Annotated in this window: 14 protein-coding genes; 2 read left to right on the forward strand and 12 right to left on the reverse strand. The window is 62.6% G+C overall.

Annotated elements, in window-relative coordinates; all coding sequences use genetic code 11:
- Positions 1-137 precede the first annotated feature (137 nt).
- From NKJ67_RS00005 to NKJ67_RS00015, 3 genes are all read right to left on the reverse strand, one after another.
- A complete protein-coding gene (locus NKJ67_RS00005) occupies positions 138-887 on the reverse strand; it encodes an enoyl-CoA hydratase-related protein (protein ID WP_013533649.1) in 750 nt (249 codons plus the stop codon).
- A 14-nt stretch (positions 888-901) separates the two neighbouring features.
- On the reverse strand, positions 902-1,540 hold the full coding sequence (locus tag NKJ67_RS00010; protein ID WP_013533650.1) for an acyl-homoserine-lactone synthase: 639 nt from the start codon (positions 1,538-1,540) through the stop codon (positions 902-904).
- A gap of 96 nt (positions 1,541-1,636) precedes the next feature.
- Positions 1,637-2,368, reverse strand: coding sequence for a helix-turn-helix transcriptional regulator (locus tag NKJ67_RS00015; RefSeq protein ID WP_127267150.1), 732 nt, complete (start codon positions 2,366-2,368; stop codon positions 1,637-1,639).
- A 248-nt stretch (positions 2,369-2,616) separates the two neighbouring features.
- On the opposite strand from NKJ67_RS00015, the gene NKJ67_RS00020 reads away from it, so the two are divergent.
- Positions 2,617-3,465, forward strand: coding sequence for an ABC transporter substrate-binding protein (locus NKJ67_RS00020; protein WP_352580051.1), 849 nt, complete (start codon positions 2,617-2,619; stop codon positions 3,463-3,465).
- A 60-nt stretch (positions 3,466-3,525) separates the two neighbouring features.
- On the opposite strand, the gene NKJ67_RS00025 is transcribed toward NKJ67_RS00020, so the two are convergent.
- Complete coding sequence (locus tag NKJ67_RS00025; protein WP_013533653.1) at positions 3,526-3,933, reverse strand: tellurite resistance TerB family protein; 408 nt, start codon at positions 3,931-3,933, stop codon at positions 3,526-3,528.
- 162 nt (positions 3,934-4,095) lie between these two features.
- Between NKJ67_RS00025 and NKJ67_RS00030 the strand changes: the two genes are divergently transcribed.
- Entirely contained in the window at positions 4,096-5,742 is a 1,647-nt protein-coding gene (locus NKJ67_RS00030) for a lysine--tRNA ligase (protein ID WP_292336170.1), read from the forward strand.
- On the opposite strand, the gene NKJ67_RS00035 is transcribed toward NKJ67_RS00030, so the two are convergent.
- The 8 genes from NKJ67_RS00035 to NKJ67_RS00070 all read right to left on the reverse strand — a co-directional run bounded on the left by NKJ67_RS00035 (position 5,708) and on the right by NKJ67_RS00070 (position 15,296).
- Positions 5,708-6,559 (reverse strand): thermonuclease family protein, encoded by an 852-nt coding sequence (locus NKJ67_RS00035; RefSeq protein WP_352580052.1) that lies wholly within the window; start codon positions 6,557-6,559, stop codon positions 5,708-5,710. The genes NKJ67_RS00030 and NKJ67_RS00035 overlap by 35 nt on opposite strands.
- A gap of 9 nt (positions 6,560-6,568) precedes the next feature.
- Entirely contained in the window at positions 6,569-7,237 is a 669-nt protein-coding gene (locus NKJ67_RS00040) for a S24 family peptidase (protein ID WP_127268614.1), read from the reverse strand.
- A gap of 115 nt (positions 7,238-7,352) precedes the next feature.
- Positions 7,353-7,907 (reverse strand): thioesterase family protein, encoded by a 555-nt coding sequence (locus NKJ67_RS00045; protein ID WP_352580053.1) that lies wholly within the window; start codon positions 7,905-7,907, stop codon positions 7,353-7,355.
- 65 nt (positions 7,908-7,972) lie between these two features.
- On the reverse strand, positions 7,973-10,192 hold the full coding sequence (locus NKJ67_RS00050; protein WP_352580054.1) for a 3-hydroxyacyl-CoA dehydrogenase NAD-binding domain-containing protein: 2,220 nt from the start codon (positions 10,190-10,192) through the stop codon (positions 7,973-7,975).
- Positions 10,193-10,206: 14 nt separating this feature from the next.
- Positions 10,207-11,415 carry an acetyl-CoA C-acetyltransferase gene (locus NKJ67_RS00055; RefSeq protein WP_127268617.1) on the reverse strand — a complete coding sequence of 403 codons (1,209 nt, stop codon included), beginning with the start codon at positions 11,413-11,415 and terminating at the stop codon, positions 10,207-10,209.
- A gap of 33 nt (positions 11,416-11,448) precedes the next feature.
- On the reverse strand, positions 11,449-12,618 hold the full coding sequence (locus NKJ67_RS00060) for an acyl-CoA dehydrogenase family protein (protein WP_127270389.1): 1,170 nt from the start codon (positions 12,616-12,618) through the stop codon (positions 11,449-11,451).
- A 121-nt stretch (positions 12,619-12,739) separates the two neighbouring features.
- On the reverse strand, positions 12,740-14,530 hold the full coding sequence (locus tag NKJ67_RS00065) for an acyl-CoA dehydrogenase (RefSeq protein WP_352580055.1): 1,791 nt from the start codon (positions 14,528-14,530) through the stop codon (positions 12,740-12,742).
- 307 nt (positions 14,531-14,837) lie between these two features.
- Entirely contained in the window at positions 14,838-15,296 is a 459-nt protein-coding gene (locus NKJ67_RS00070; RefSeq protein ID WP_352580322.1) for a MerR family transcriptional regulator, read from the reverse strand.
- Positions 15,297-15,732 lie beyond the last annotated feature (436 nt).

Below are 15,732 nucleotides of genomic sequence, written 5' to 3' on the forward strand. Positions count from 1 at the left end.
GTGGTGGGGTTTTCTTAAATTACGGCCAGTTAAAAAAATCGTAGATGGGCGTAAGGGCGTTATTCCGCGGCAACTGCGTTTGCGCGGTCCGGCGCGGGGGGGGGTTGGCCGGGGGGCGCGTTCCTTGAGGCTTTCGCTCAGGCCGCGAGCCGGGCGATGCGTTGCAATCGCCGCAGCGTGGTGTCGTCCTGCAGCGCCTGCTGGAAAAGCGAAATCTCCTGATCGATGCGGTCGCAGAGGGCCTCGGTGTTCCCTTTCAGCAGGCCGCGCGTCTGCAGCAAGGCGGCGACCGGCTTCTTGACGAGCTGTCTTGCCCGGCCGAGGGCCGCCTCCTCGACGGTGCCTCCCGGCACGATCTCCGCGACCAGGCCGAGCGCCCTGGCGTCCTCGGCGCGAAGCGTGTCGCCGAGGCAGAAGAAGCGGAAGGCACCGGCATAGCCGAGCTTCTGCGGCGCCAGGATGCTGGTCGCCGCGTCCGGCACCAGGCCGAAATCGACGAACGGCACCCTGAACGTGCTCTCATCGGACGCGATCACCATGTCGCAATGGAACAGGATGGTGCAGCCGACACCGACGGCATCGCCGTCGACGCAGGCAAGGATGGGCTTGGGAAACGTCGCCAGCGTACGGAACAGGTCGGTGACGGCGGCAATCAGTTTCTGGTGCTTGGTGGCGTCGAGGAATTCGGAGAAGTCGCCGCCCAGACAGAAACAGCCTGCCAGGCCGCGCAGCACGACGACGCGAACCTCCTCATTGTCGGCGGCTTCATGGAAGGTCCTTGCCAGGCTTTCATAGGCTCTCCTGTCCAGCACCGGCCGGCCGTCGCTCGACGACACGGTGACGACCAGCGTGTGGTTGCGAAGTTCAGGTTGCGGGTGTGTGCTCATGGCTGTCTCCGATCTCATGACGCACGCCTTTGCCCGAGCATGTCAGGATATCCCCTGGCCAGCACGGGAGCAAAATGATTGCGGCGCGACCGCACCACATCGAGGGTGTGTTCGTTGAAGGTCAGCAAGGTGGCGACGACCTGCTGGTTGCCATAGGTGCGCTGATAGCCCAGCGGGGTCGCCAGGAAATGCAGCTGCAAGGCGCGCAGCACCCACATCGGCTCGAACTCGATGATCACTTTGTCGACGCCGCGCTTCAGCCCCCACTCGACGAAACCGGCAATCAGTTCGGTGCCGACGGTCGAAACGCCACGACGGCCATCACGAAAACCGGGAGCCACCGCGTAGCGGGTCAATTCCCAGATGTTTGGACCCGATGGCGGCGTTCCTTCGGAAAGATCGGTCAAGACCTCGGTCAGCAGATGTGGCCGCGTCGTCGGCAACATCCTCTGATAACCCGCCACTTCACCGCCCCTGATGACGATCTGATGGACCGCCTCGTCGTGATCGAACTGGTCAAGTTCGAGCCCGTCGGGACGCCTGAGGTCATCCCACCCCATCTCTTCGACGAATATCTTGTAGCGCAACCGATGGACGGCCTCCCAAAGGTCGGGACGTTCCATCAATTCCTGGGTTGTAAGGGAAAAAAGCATTCCGCCGTCTCCTGCGTTCAGAGGAAGATACGGCCGTGCTTTGATGAGAAAATTGCGTGATCGCGTAGGCAAAAATTCCAGGTCGGCACGGCCGACCTAACTAATGTAGCCGCGCCGTATCGCTTCCGCGACGGCCTGCACCCTGTTGACGGCACCTAGTTTGCTTTTGGCGTTAAGAAGATGTTTCTCCGACGTGTGTTCGGAAATGCCGAGGATTTGCGAAATCTCCCATTCGGACTTGCCGACGGCGGCCCATTGCAGGCATTCGCGCTCGCGCGGCGTCAGCACGATATGATCGATGGTGTTGCTCGCCATGGTGTGGAGTTGCATGGCGCGGCCAACCGCGTAGGTCGAGACCAGCGACACCTGGCCAAATTCGGCGGCGGACAATTCCACAGCCTCGCCGCCGAGCGACACCATGACGATCTGGCCGTCAAGCGTGATCAACGGAAAGGCCAATCCATCACGCAGTTTGAAGGCGCCGGCATCGCCCATCACCTCGCCGCTGCTCTTGTCTATGCGGATGCCCTGCGACGCCTCGTGCCACTGGAAGGGCGCCTGCAACTGTTTCATGTGGCTGACGACCGGGTCATGGTCGACATAGTTGCGCGCGACATAGCGCTCCAGCCATTCGCCCGGCCAATCGCAGAGAAGCACATGCTGCTTTTGCTGGCCGGCCGGCGTGCCTGGCTGCGGTACGGTTCCCGCCATCAGCGCGGTGAGGCCGAAATCCGATGTTATGCCCAGCAGCCTTTCACAGACCGCCGCCGCCGTTGCGGCGTGCTGCAGTTGGTCTATGTATTCCAGCGTGCGATCGAACTGACCCATCGCAACATCAACCCCATGTTGCCTCGTGCATTGCGGCCGATGATGCGTGCCTGATTTACACTTCGCCACCGACCACGGATTGCAAATCGCATACTTATTTTGTGGCTTCCCTCACCGAGGCGGCCGAAGCTGATTTGCAAACCGGCTAAATCATATCCTGAAATCGGCGGGTTGAAATCAAAAACCATTGTGCCTGTACCATTTTCGTACCAAAACCGGTGCGAGCACGACTGTGGCGGAGTTTTATCTTGGCGTTCCGGTGGAGGTCCTTCGCCCTTGCGATGCTGATCGGCTTGCTGTCGTTCGCCGACGGCGCGCGCGCCGCGGCGCCTCAGGTTCCGGTGCTGTGGGATGCCAAGGAGCGGCTGCCCAAGCCAGACCTTTCGACGCTGCCCCGGCTGAGGTTCCTGACCACCACGGACTTCCCGCCCTTCAACTTCCTTGACGGCGCGGGAAAGCTGTCCGGCTTCCATATCGATCTGGCACGCGCCATCTGCGCCGAGCTTGGCATTGTCGAAAAATGCCAGATCCAGGCCCTGCCCTGGGCCGAGCTGGAAGGCGCACTGCGGAAAGGCGAAGGCGAGGCGATCATCGCCGGCATCGCCGCAACACCGGAATCGCGCGCGACCTACGCCTTCTCACGCTCCTACCTGCAGTTTCCAGCGCGCTTCATCATGCCGAAAGGCAAGGCGCTGACCGAGCCCATCTTTGACAAATTGCACGGCAAGCGTGTCGGCGTAATATCAGGCTCGGCGCATGAACGCATGCTGCGCGACTATTTCAACACGGTTCAGGTCGTCCCTTTCGACAGGCCGGAGGACCTCTATGCCGATCTCAAGGCCGGCAAGGTCGACGCCGCCTTCGGCGACGGCATGCGCCTGGCCTTCTGGCTGGGCGGCTCGGACGCGGCGGGCTGCTGCCGCTTTGCCGGCGGGCCCTATCTGGGGCCTGAATATCTGGGCTCGGGCATGGCCATTGCCACCAAAGCGGACAATCCGGCGCTGGCCGCTGCGATCGACTACGCGCTGCAGGAAATTTCGATGAAAGGCACGTTCGCCGAATTTTATCTGCGCTATTTCCCGGTCAGTTTTTTCTGATCCGGTTCCGGTCGGCTTTGCCGGCCTGACCTGAACCTCAACAGCTTCCGGCCAAGGACTTCAGGTCAGCGTGCGGAGCCGCGCCTTGGCCGCGCGGCCGATGGCAGCAACCGTCAGCGTGTCGAGATCGAGCTGACGCCGGATCAGCTGCAGCACCCGCACCTCTTCCATGCGCATTTCGAGGTCGACGGCGGCAACCTCGAAGGCGGCGGCATAGGCGGTGTCGCGCAGCCGCTCAGGCAAGACCTCGGCGACTTCAGCCAGCACGCCTTCCAGCCCATCCTTTTCGTGCAGGCGCTTCTGGCAGTCCTGGGCAACGCCGACCAGCCTGTCGTGGTTGAAGTCCTCGAACACCGGCCAGGAGCGGACGACCTCGCCGATCCGCGCCAGTTCGACATCGGTCATGTCGCGGTCCGAGGCCGAGGTGATGACCATCAGATAGATCAGGGCTTCATGAGGTGTCGGCAATTTTTTCTCCTTGAACCGGGCCTCGAAGTTAGGAACGCCCGTTCTGCACCGCAAGGAAAAAGCGCCGCACGCGTTGACGCTCCGGCGCTGCACGCCTAGAGACCGGTTGAAAACCTTGCAGCGGCCCGCCTTCGGGCCGGCAAATGATTTGGAAACTGTGACATGGCGGGATCAAACATCATCGATCTCAACCCCGAACTGTTGGCGGCCGCGACCGAAAGCAAGGCGTGGCCCTTCGAAGAGGCCAAAAAGATCATCGAGCGCTACAAAGGCGCCGACTTCCCGCAAACAATCCTGTTCGAGACCGGCTACGGGCCGTCCGGCCTGCCGCATATCGGCACGTTCGGCGAAGTGGCGCGGACGTCGATGGTGCGCCATGCTTTCCGCGTCCTGACGCAGGATAAGGTCGCGACCAAGTTGCTGTGCTTTTCCGACGATATGGACGGCATGCGCAAGATACCCGACAGCGTGCCGGACCGCGCCGCACTCGAGCCTCATCTGCACAAGCCGCTGTCGTCGGTCCCCAACCCCTTCGGCGGCGACTATGCCAGCTTCGCTGACCACAACAACGCGATGCTTTGCCGCTTCCTCGACACGTTCGGCTTCGACTATGAGTTTGCCAGCGCGACGCAATACTACAAGGCCGGCCGTTTCGATGCGATGCTCAAGCGCGCCGCCGAACGCTATGAGCAGATCATGGCGGTGATGCTGCCGACGCTCGGACCCGAGCGGCAGGCGACCTACAGCCCGTTCCTGCCGATCTCGCCAAAGAGCGGCCGCGTGCTTTACGTGCCGATGAAGCATGTCGACGCCAAGGCCGGCACCATCACCTTCGACGACGAGGGCACCGAGACCACGCTTTCGATCACCGGCGGCCGCGTGAAGCTGCAGTGGAAGCCGGATTTCGGCATGCGCTGGGCAGCGCTTGGCGTCGATTTCGAAATGTTCGGCAAGGACCACCAGACCAATGCGGTGGTCTACGACCGCATCTGCAACATTCTGGGCGGACGGGCGCCGGAGCATTTCGTCTACGAACTGTTCCTCGACGAGAACGGCCAGAAGATCTCGAAGTCGAAAGGCAACGGGCTGACCATCGACGAGTGGCTGACTTATGCGCCGACCGAAAGCCTCGGGCTCTACATGTACCAGCGGCCGCGGCAGGCCAAGAAGCTGTATTTCGACGTCATCCCGCGGGCCGTGGACGAATACTATACGTTCCTCGCCGCCTATCCCCGGCAGGACTGGAAGGAACGGCTGGGCAACCCGGTCTGGCATATGCACGACGGCAACCCGCCCGCGATCGACATGCCGGTGCCGTTCTCGTTGCTGCTCAATCTGGTCAGCGCCTCCAACGCGCAGAACAAGGATGTGCTGTGGGGGTTCATTTCACGTCATACGCAAGGCGTGACGCCAAAGACGCATCCCGAGCTCGACCGGCTGGTCGGCCATGCGATCCGCTATTTCGACGATTTCGTGAAGCCGACGAAAACCTTCCGGCCCGCCGACGAGGTCGAGCGCGAGGCGCTGGCAGCCCTCGACGAAGCGCTTGGGGCGCTGCCGGCCGACGCCAACGGCGAAGCGATCCAGAACGCCTCGCTCAACGTCGCGCGCAGGATCGAGCGCTATCAGGATCATTCCAAGCAGAGCCCGGAAGGCGGCCCCGGCGTATCGGGCGCCTTCTTCCAGATGATCTATCAGGTGCTGATCGGCCAGGAGCGCGGCCCCCGCTTCGGCTCGTTCGCAGCGCTCTACGGCGTTGCCGAGACACGTGCGCTCATTGAGCGGGCGCTGGCTGGTCAGCTGGCTTGAGCACGCCGTCGACCTCTTCCAGGATCGAACCCGGCGCCTGAGGGGCCGGGCGTGGCGCGGCCGGCATCGCCGGCATGCCGGACAGATCGGGCGCCGATCCGAAAATGCCCTTCTTCGCCGTGCGTGCCTTGTCGCCAGCCTCGACATAGGGTCCGCCCTTGGCGGCGCGCGCCCAGCCATTTTCGACCAGCCACTGACCGACATCCTGCTTGCCGATCCGGCACTCGGCGGCGATCAGGTCGCGGCCACCTTCCGGCGGCACGGTGCAGACCACCGCGCGGCCGCGCAGGAAGGCGCGGAACGCCGTCCGCGCCCGGACACCGCACGGCCAGGTTTTGCCGTCCTCGCTGCAGGTCTCATCCTGCCTGACGATATCGATGCCGGAAACCGCGACCGAGTAACCCTTCGCCTCGATCAGGCCGGCGGCCGGCGCAACCGGCTGGAACAGCTTGGTGCCGTTCCAGTCGTCGGGCATTTTCGGCTTGGGCGGCACGGCCAGTGCGAGCTTGCTCAACGGCTCGCGCGGCTCGACCCGTTCAAGCCCCTCGGCGGGCAGTTCCGGTGGCGCGACGATTTCGGGATCGATCGCCCTCGAATGTAGCGCAGGCTTTGGCGGCTGCGGAGCTGCTATGGCCGATGTGGCCGGCTCCTGCGGCACCGTCCCGGCAGCCTGCTGCGCCATCGTATCGGCGCCCGGATCAAGCTGGTCCACCGTGATGACGCTTTCACTCCCTTTCAACGTGCGACCGCCAGTGACGACCATGGCCGCCATCACAGGGACCATCAGAACCGCCAGCGCATGATGGAGAAGCCGCACCAGCTCGACCTATTGGCTTGCCCAGACAATCCGCGCCACCCATTCGACATCGCGCATGGGAATGTCGCGGTCGGGATGATCGGGATTGAGCGAGACCAGCGCAATCGACTTGACGGTCTGGCGCTCGAGCACCTTGGCCATCACCTCGCCTGATGTGGTCTTGACGACGACGCGATCGCCCTTGCGGGTGACGGCGCCCGGTTCGACGATGAGGACGTCGCCATTGCGGTAGAGCGGCAGCATGGAATCGCCTTGCACCTGCAGCGCGTAGGAACTCTCGGTCGATTGCGCCGGCAGTTCGATCAGATCCCAACCCTGCCCGACTGGAAAGCCGGCATCGTCGAAGAAGCCGCCGGCGCCGGCTTGGGCAAAGCCGAGCAACGGCACGGAGCTTCTGCGGGCGACCGAAGCGGCATGGCTGGTCGAAGCACCATTGCTGATCCCGGGCCGGCCTTCGATCAGACCGGTGAATTCGTCGAGTGAGGCGCCCGTCGCCTCGATGATCTTGGCCAGCGATTCGGTCGAGGGCCAGCGTGGTCGGCCATCCGACGACAAACGCTTCGACTTGTTGAAGGCAGTGGAATCGAGCCCCGCACGCTTGGCCAAACCCGAGGCCGAAAGCGAATAACGCTTGGCAAGAGCATCGATGGCAGCCCAGACTCGGTCGTGCGAGAGCATGCTCGCTCTCCTTCGGTGCAGGAAAAAATACCTTTCCCTTCTAGTCTTGGAATGTCGTTTTGTCCACCGGTCGTGGAGTGGTTGCAAACGTTTCCGTCGATCGCGGAAAGTCCGACTACCGGGATCGATCGACGCCCTTGGCCAAGCTGCGCAGACCCTGGTGCGATGTCATGAAAATCCGCTCCGTTTGCGTCGGTGGCCGCGGGTTCACGGCACGACCAAGTGCCGCAACGACCTCGTCAATCTCAAGAAAGTTGCGAGCCTTGCGATCGTAGACGCCGGCTGTCGTCAGGATCAACGCGGCCGTCTCGCCATTGTCGAGGACGAAGCGGTGCTTGCCTACAACCTGGGTGCCTTCCCAGGTCTCGATCGAGGACACCACTTCGAAGCGGCGCCACAGCCTGATCTCGCGTGCATAGACCGCTTGCAGTCCGCCCATCATCGGCGCCCAGCCATTCTTCCTTGCCAGCGTGATGAGGCATGCACGAACAAACAGGTCGATGCGGCCGAGATCGGCCAGCATCATGTAGCGCGCATTGTTGAGATGGATGTTGAAATCGATGTCGGTCGGCAGGCAGCGGAAAGCCAGCCGGCCTTCGCCGCCCATCACATAGGGGCCACGGCTGTGTGCCGTGGCCATCATGCGCACCATGCGCGCCCAGACATACATTACAGCGCCCCATGTCCTCTTGGACGCGCAAAGGTCGCTGCAAGACGCTTGATTTTGCCCATGCGTCAGGCTGCCTGCTTCACGTCGCCTTTCGCATAGGGATCGAAGCGCTGGTAGAAGGTCTCGCCCTTCTCGGCCATGTCGAGCAGCAGCTTGGGTGCCTTGAACTCGGCGCCGTATTTCTTCTGCAGGTTCTTGGCGATCTTCACGAACGCCTTGGCGCCGATGCCGTCGATGTAGGACAGCGCACCGCCGGTGTAGGGCGCGAAGCCGAAAGCGAGGATCGAGCCGACATCGGCCTCGCGCGGGTCGGTGACGATGCCTTCTTCCATCACCCGCGCCGCTTCCAGCGCGATGGTGACCAGCAGCCGCTGCTGCAGTTCCTCATAATCGACCTTCTCGGGTGCAAGCTGCGGATAGAGCTCCCTAAGGCCCGGCCATAACTTCTTCTTGGCGGGCTTTGCCGGGTAATCGTAAAAACCCTTGCCGTTCTTGCGGCCGAAGCGGCCGTGATCGTCGACCATGGCGTTGATCAGCGCCATCTGCTTGGGATCGACCGCCTTGTCGCCCAGATCCCTGATGGTCTGCTTCATGATCTTCTGGGCAAGGTCGATGGCCGTCTCGTCGGTCAGCGCCAGGGGGCCGACCGGCATGCCGGCCGCCTTCGCTGCATTCTCGATCATCGGCGCGGGAACGCCCTCGATCAGCATCTTGTAGGCTTCCGACATGTAGCGCAGCACGCAGCGATTGACGTAGAAGCCGCGCGTGTCGTTGACGACGATCGGCGTCTTCTTGATGGCGCGAACGAAGTCGATGGCGGTGGCCAGCGCCTTGTCTCCGGTCTTCTTGCCCAAAATGATCTCGACCAGCATCATCTTGTCGACCGGCGAGAAGAAATGGATGCCGATAAAGTTTTTCGGCCGCGCCGAATTCTTCGCCAGGCCGGTGATCGGAATGGTCGAGGTGTTCGACGCGAAGATCGCCGATGGCTTCAGCACGGCTTCCGCCTGTTCGGTGGCGCTCTTCTTCACGCTCGAATCCTCGAAAACGGCCTCGACCACCAGATCGCAGCCGGCAAGGTCGGCATAGTCCGCCGTCGGCGTGATCAGCGACAGCAGTTTGTCCTTGTCCTCCGGCTTGGCGCGGCCCTTCTTGACCTGATCCGAGATCAGGCCGTCGGAATGCGCCTTGCCCTTGGTCGCCGACTCCAGATCACGGTCGAGCAGCACCACCGGGATGCCGGCCTTGGCAGTGACATAAGCGATGCCGGCGCCCATGAAGCCGGCGCCGAGAATGCCGACCTTCTTGAACTTGGTTTCGGGCACGCCGGCCGGGCGGCGGGCGCCCTTGTTCAGTTCCTGCAGCGACACAAACAACGAGCGGATCATCGCCGCCGCTTCCCTGGTCTGCATGATCTCGGTGAAATAGCGCTGCTCGATGCGCAAACCGGTGTCGAACGGCACCAGCAGGCCTTCATAGACGCATTTGAGGATCGCGGCGGCGGCCGGATAGTTGCCGTAAGTCTCGCGACGCAGGATGGCGATGGCCGGCGGCCACAGATTGAAGCCGGCGGGCGAATAGATCTGGCCGCCGGGCAGCTTGAAACCTTTCTCGTCCCATGGCGCCACCGGCTTCAGGCCATTCCTGATCATCGCCTTGGCGGTCTCGACGAGCCTGGCCGGCTCGGCGATCTCATGGATCAGGCCCATAGACTTGGCCTTCTGCGGCGACAGTGTCTGGCCCGAGGTCAGCATCTGCAGCGCCTGCTGCTGATCGGTCAGCCGCGGCACGCGCTGGGTGCCGCCTGCGCCCGGGAAGATGCCGATCTTCACCTCGGGAAGCGCCATCTTCACCTTGTCGCTGTCGGCGGCGACACGGCCGTGGCAGGCGAGCGACAATTCGAAGGCGCCGCCCATGCAGGTGCCGTTGATCGCCGACACCCACGGTTTTCCGCAAGTTTCCAGCTTGCGGAACAGGCCGGTCATCATGCCGGCATTGTCGAACAGCGCCTTGGTCGCCCGTTCGGCGTCCTTGCCCTTTTCCGCGGCGAAGGTCGTCAGCATCTTCTGCAACAGGGTAATGTCGGCACCGCCGGAGAAGGTGTCCTTGCCGGAGGTGATCACGGCGCCCTTGATGGCGGCGTCACCAGCCACCTTGTCGACAATGGCGTTCAATTCCCGCATCGCCTCTTCGGTGAAGACGTTCATCGAGCGGCCAGGCATGTCCCAGGTGACCAGCGCAATGCCGTCGGCGTCGATGTCGAGGGTGAAATTGGTGTAGCTCATCGTTTCTCTCCCCGTCAGACGCGTTCGATGATGGTTGCGGTTCCCATGCCGGCGCCGATGCACAGCGTCACCAGAGCCGTGTTGAGATCGCGGCGCTCGAGTTCGTCCAGCACCGTGCCGAAGATCATCGCGCCGGTGGCGCCGAGCGGATGACCCATGGCGATCGCGCCGCCATTGACGTTGATCCTGTCGTGATCGATGTCGAACGCCTGCATGTAGCGCAGCACCACGGAAGCGAAGGCTTCGTTGAGCTCGAACAGGTCGATGTCCGAGAGCTTCATCTTGGCGCGCTTCAACAGCTTCTCGGTGACGTCGACCGGGCCGGTCAGCATCAGCACCGGCTCGGAGCCGATGTTGGCGAAGGTACGAATGCGCGCGCGCGGCTTCAGCCCCATCGCCTTGCCGGCTTTCTTCGAACCGAGCAGCACGGCGGCGGCGCCGTCGACGATGCCGGACGAATTGCCGGCATGATGGACGTGATTGACCTCTTCCACCTCGGGATGCTTCTGCACGGCGACGGCATCGAAGCCGCCCATTTCGCCTGGCATGACGAAGGACGGGTTGAGCGAGGCCAGCGACTGCATGTCGGTCGACGGGCGCATATGTTCGTCATGGTCGAGGATGGTCAGGCCGTTCTGGTCCTTGATCGGGACGACGGAATTCTTGAAGCGGCCATCGGCCCAGGATTTGGCGGCGCGCTTCTGGCTCTCGACCGCATAGGCGTCGACGTCGTCTCTGCTGAAGCCGTATTTGGTGGCGATCAGGTCGGCCGAGATGCCTTGCGGCACGAACCAGCCGGGCAGGCCGACCGAAGGATCCATGAACCAGGCGCCGCCCGAGGCGCCCATGCCGACACGCGACATCGATTCGACGCCGCCGGCAATGACGATCTCATCGGCGCCCTGGGCGATCTTGGCGGCGCCGAAATTGATGGCGTCGAGCCCGGAAGCGCAGAAGCGTGAGATCTGCATGCCGGGCGCCTTGGTGTCGTAGCCGGCCTCGAAGGCGGCGGCGCGCGGAATGACCGAACCGGCTTCGCCGACCGGATCGACGCAGCCGAAGATGATGTCATCGACAGTGCCGGTGTCGAGCCCATTGCGATCGCGCAGCGCCTCAAGCGTCTTGGCGGCAAGCCGCACCGCCGGCACCTCGTGCAGCGATCCGTCCTTCTTGCCCTTGCCGCGCGGTGTGCGCACGGCGTCATAGACATAAGCTTCAGCCATTTGCTTGCTCCTTAGGTTTGCCTGATGTCGCTCTCAGAGAGAGCGGCCGATCAGCAATTTCATGATCTCGTTGGTGCCGCCGTAGATGCGCTGGACGCGGGCGTCGCGGAACATGCGGGCGATCGGGTATTCATTCATGTAGCCATAGCCGCCATGCAGTTGAAGGCATTCGTCGACGACTTTTCCCTGCAGGTCGCTGAGCCAGTACTTGGCCATCGACGCGGTCACAGGATCGAGGCCGCCGGCGATGTGGCGGGTGACGCAATCATTGTAGAAGACGCGGCCGACGGTGGCCTCGGTCTTGAGTTCGGCCAGCTTGAACTGGGTGTTCTGGAAATCGATGATCGCCTTGCCGAACGCCTTGCGTTCCTTGACATAATCAATGGTCAGCGCCAGCGCCCGCTCGATCATGGCAATGGCGCCGGTGCCGATCTGCAGCCGCTCCTGCGGCAATTGCTGCATCAGCTGGACGAAGCCCTGCCCTTCCTCATGGCCGAGCAGGTTGGAGGTCGGCACGCGCATGTCGTTGAAGAACAGCTCCGACGTGTCGTTGGCCTTGAGCCCGATCTTGTCGAGGTTACGGCCGCGCTGAAAACCTTCGACCTCGTCGGTCTCGACGACGATCAGCGAGGTGCCCTTGGCACCCTTCTCCGGATCGGTCTTGGTGACGACGATGATGAAGTTCGCAAGCTGGCCGTTGGTGATGAAGGTCTTGGAGCCGTTGATCTTGTACTGATTGCCATCCTTCTGCGCCCGCGTCTTGACGCCCTGCAGGTCGGAGCCGGCGCCCGGCTCGGTCATGGCGATGGCGCCGATCAGCTCGCCGGTCGCCAGTTTCGGCAGCCATTTCTTCTTCTGCTCCTCGGAGCCATAGTGGAGGATGTAAGGGGCGACGATCGAATTGTGCAGGCCGATGCCGAAACCGTCGACGCCGACATGGCCGATGGCCTCGATGATGGCGCTCTCATGCGCGAAGGTGCCGCCGGAGCCGCCATATTCCTCCGGCATAGAGGCGCAGAGCAGGCCGGCGGAACCTGCCTTCAGCCAGCTCTCACGATCGACCATCTCGTTCTTCTCGAACTCGTCGTAGCGCGGCGCGATCTCCTCCGACATGAAGCGATGCGCCATGTCGTAGAGCATGCCGACCTCGTCCGCCGCCCAAGCGGGCTTCGGAAGGCCAAGGATTTCAGCTGGGTTGGTCATGCTGGTATGATACTCCTCCCGACATGCATCATCGAAACTGAGGCCGGCGCACTGCCGCAGCGACCCCTCCCGACCCTTCGGGCCACCCTCCCCTCAAGGGGGAGGAGGACGCCGATCATCTTTAGAACGCTTCCGCCGGCAGTGCCATCAATGTGTCGGCGCCGCTCGAAATGCGGGCGAGATGCGCCGACGTCTCCGGCATGATCCGCTCCATGAAGAAGCGCCCCGTCACGACCTTGTTGTCGTAAAAAGATTGCGCGCCATTGGCGTCCGTCCTGCCAAGTGCCACCTTGGCCATCTGCGCCCACATATAGCCCAGAGCGACCAAGCCGAAGAGATGCATGTAGTCGGTCGAGGCGGCACCGGCATTGTCGGGCTTGGCCATGCCGTTCTGCACCAGCCACATGGTGGCGGCCTGCAAATCGTTGAGACCTTTCTTCAGCGCCTTGGTGAATGGCGCCATCTTCTCGTCGGAGCGGTTCTCCTCGCAGAACTCACCGACCTCCTTGAAGAAGGCCTGCACGGCGCGGCCGCCATTCAGGCCGAGTTTGCGGCCGACGAGGTCGAGCGCCTGGATGCCGTTGGCGCCTTCATAGATCATGGCGATGCGGGCATCGCGCACGAACTGGCTCATGCCGTGCTCTTCGATATAACCGTGACCGCCGAACACCTGCTGCGCCATGACGGCGTGGTCGAAGCCCTTGTCCGTGAGCACGCCCTTGACCACCGGTGTCATCAGGCCGGTGTAATCGTCGGCGGCCTGGCGGTCCTTGTCGTCGCCGGAGCGGTGGGCAATGTCGGACTTGATCGCCGTCCACAGCGCCAGCGCGCGGCCGGCCTCGTTGAAGGCCTTCATGGTCATCAGGCTGCGGCGGATATCGGGATGGACGATGATCGGGTCGGCCTTCTTGTCCGGCGCCTTCGGCCCCGACAATGAGCGGCCCTGCAAACGGTCCTTGGCGTAGCCGACAGCGTTCTGATAGGCGATCTCCGACAGCGACAGCCCCTGCAGGCCCACACCAAGGCGCGCCTCGTTCATCATCGTGAACATCGCCTTCAGGCCGCCATTGGCCTCGCCGAGCAGCGTGCCCTCAGCCTCGTCATAGTTCATGACGCAGGTCGAATTGCCATGGATGCCCATCTTCTCCTCGATCGAGCCGCAGGAGACGGTGTTCCTGGTGCCCGGATTGCCCGATGCGTCGAGCTTGAGCTTCGGCACGATGAACAGAGAGATGCCCTTGACGCCTTCCGGCGCACCCTCGATGCGGGCCAGTACCAGATGGACGATGTTGTCCGACATGTCGTGTTCGCCGGCCGAGATGAAGATCTTCTGGCCTGAAATTTTATAGGTGCCATCGCCGTTCGGCACCGCCTTGGTCCGCAACAGGCCCAGATCCGTGCCGCAATGCGGCTCGGTCAGGTTCATGGTGCCGGTCCAGGCACCCTCGATCATCCTCGGCAACCATGTTGACTTCTGCTCGTCGGTGCCGTGGGTGATGATCGCGGCGATCGCGCCTTGCGTCAGGCCCGGATACATCATCAAGGACATATTGGCCGAGACCATATATTCGGCGACGGCGGTATGCACGGCATAGGGCAGGCCCTGGCCGCCGAACTCGACTGGTGCGGCCAACCCCATCCAGCCGCCTTCGCGATACTGGTCGAACGCCTCCTTGAAGCCTTTCGGCGTGGTCACCGAGCCATCGTCGTGACGCACACAGCCTTCCATGTCGCCGACACGGTTCAGCGGATGCATGACGTTTTCGGCGAGCTTGGCGCCTTCGGCCAGGATCGCCTCGAGCACATCGGGCGTGGCGTCGGCAAATCCGGGAAGGTTCGAATAACGCTGATAACCCAGAACCTCGTTGAGCACGAACAGCGTATCCTGGACCGGAGCCCTGTATGTCGGCATGCTTTTTCTCCACCCTGCAAACCCGGTCCGAATGCCCCGAAGACAAGCCAGGGGCGGCATGCGGACCCATATTTAGGAGCGGGATAGCAAAAATTGACGTTTGCGTAAACGTCAATTTTTTCGATGCGACAAGATTCCCCGCCCACTGGAGCAATGAGCGTAGCGGCGCGACGTTGCGCAAGCCAGCGGCGAAAGGCCATGAGAGTGGGCCAGGACAACGAAAAGCCGCGTGGCAGGCCACGCGGCTCGACAGAACTCAGACAATCAGCAGACGACTTGGTCTGCCGCAAATCCGAACGGATTTGTTTTAGCTGGCGGCGCTCGCCTGTGGCGCCGAACGCTCGCTCAGCATCTGGCGCACCGCCGACATCGAGCCGCTCAGGTCGTTGATGGCGTCGTCGATCAGCGCCCTTTGCTTCTGCAGGCGGGCAAGCTGCTTTTCCGATTTGTCCAGCGCGAGCTTGAGCTGCTTGGCGTTTGAACCGGTCGGATCGTAGAGATCCATCATCTGCTTGACGTCACGCAGCGAGAACCCGACCTTGCGGCCGAGCAGGATCAGCTTTAGGCGGGCCTTGTCGCGGCGCGTGTAGAGACGGGTCGACCCGTCACGCTGCGGGTTGAGCAGGCCTTTGTCTTCGTAGAAACGCAGCGTGCGCAGCGTCACTCCATACTTTTTCGCCATCTCGCCGATGCGGACGAGGTCCTCGCCGGTTTCGGCAGATATATTGGTATTGGCCGCGGTCTCGCCGGCCGAGATAAGCTTCATGGTCACTGGCTTTCCCCGTCTGGTGGCGTCGCGGTCTCGGACCGTGCGTCGCCTGACTGGAAGCGGGGGCCTGCTTCCAGTCGTGGTTTCAACAAACAAATCGCAAACATGCGCTCAATGCGCCTTTTACGTTTACGTCAATTCTATACCGATTGCCGCATGATGACGCAAGGGCGTTCTGCGCGCCGCCCTTTATGCCGCACCGTCAGGCCGGCAGCCGGCATCCTTTCAATTTCTTAAGTTTGGTTAACGCGTTGTTTACCACGTTGGGGGAAATGTGGGCGCGTCGGCTACCCGTGTTTATCCTGTATCGAATTTTTCACGGTTTTTCGGAGCGCGGGCGAGAGCCCGGGAAGCTCGTCTTCCGCCGCGGCATCGCCGCCGGTCGCCTTCGTTCCGATAGGGACCTGGGGGAACTGGCCGCGAGCCAGCCATT

This window comes from Mesorhizobium sp. M0088 (assembly GCF_040322895.1).
In the GTDB taxonomy this organism is placed as follows: Bacteria; Pseudomonadota; Alphaproteobacteria; order Rhizobiales; family Rhizobiaceae; genus Mesorhizobium.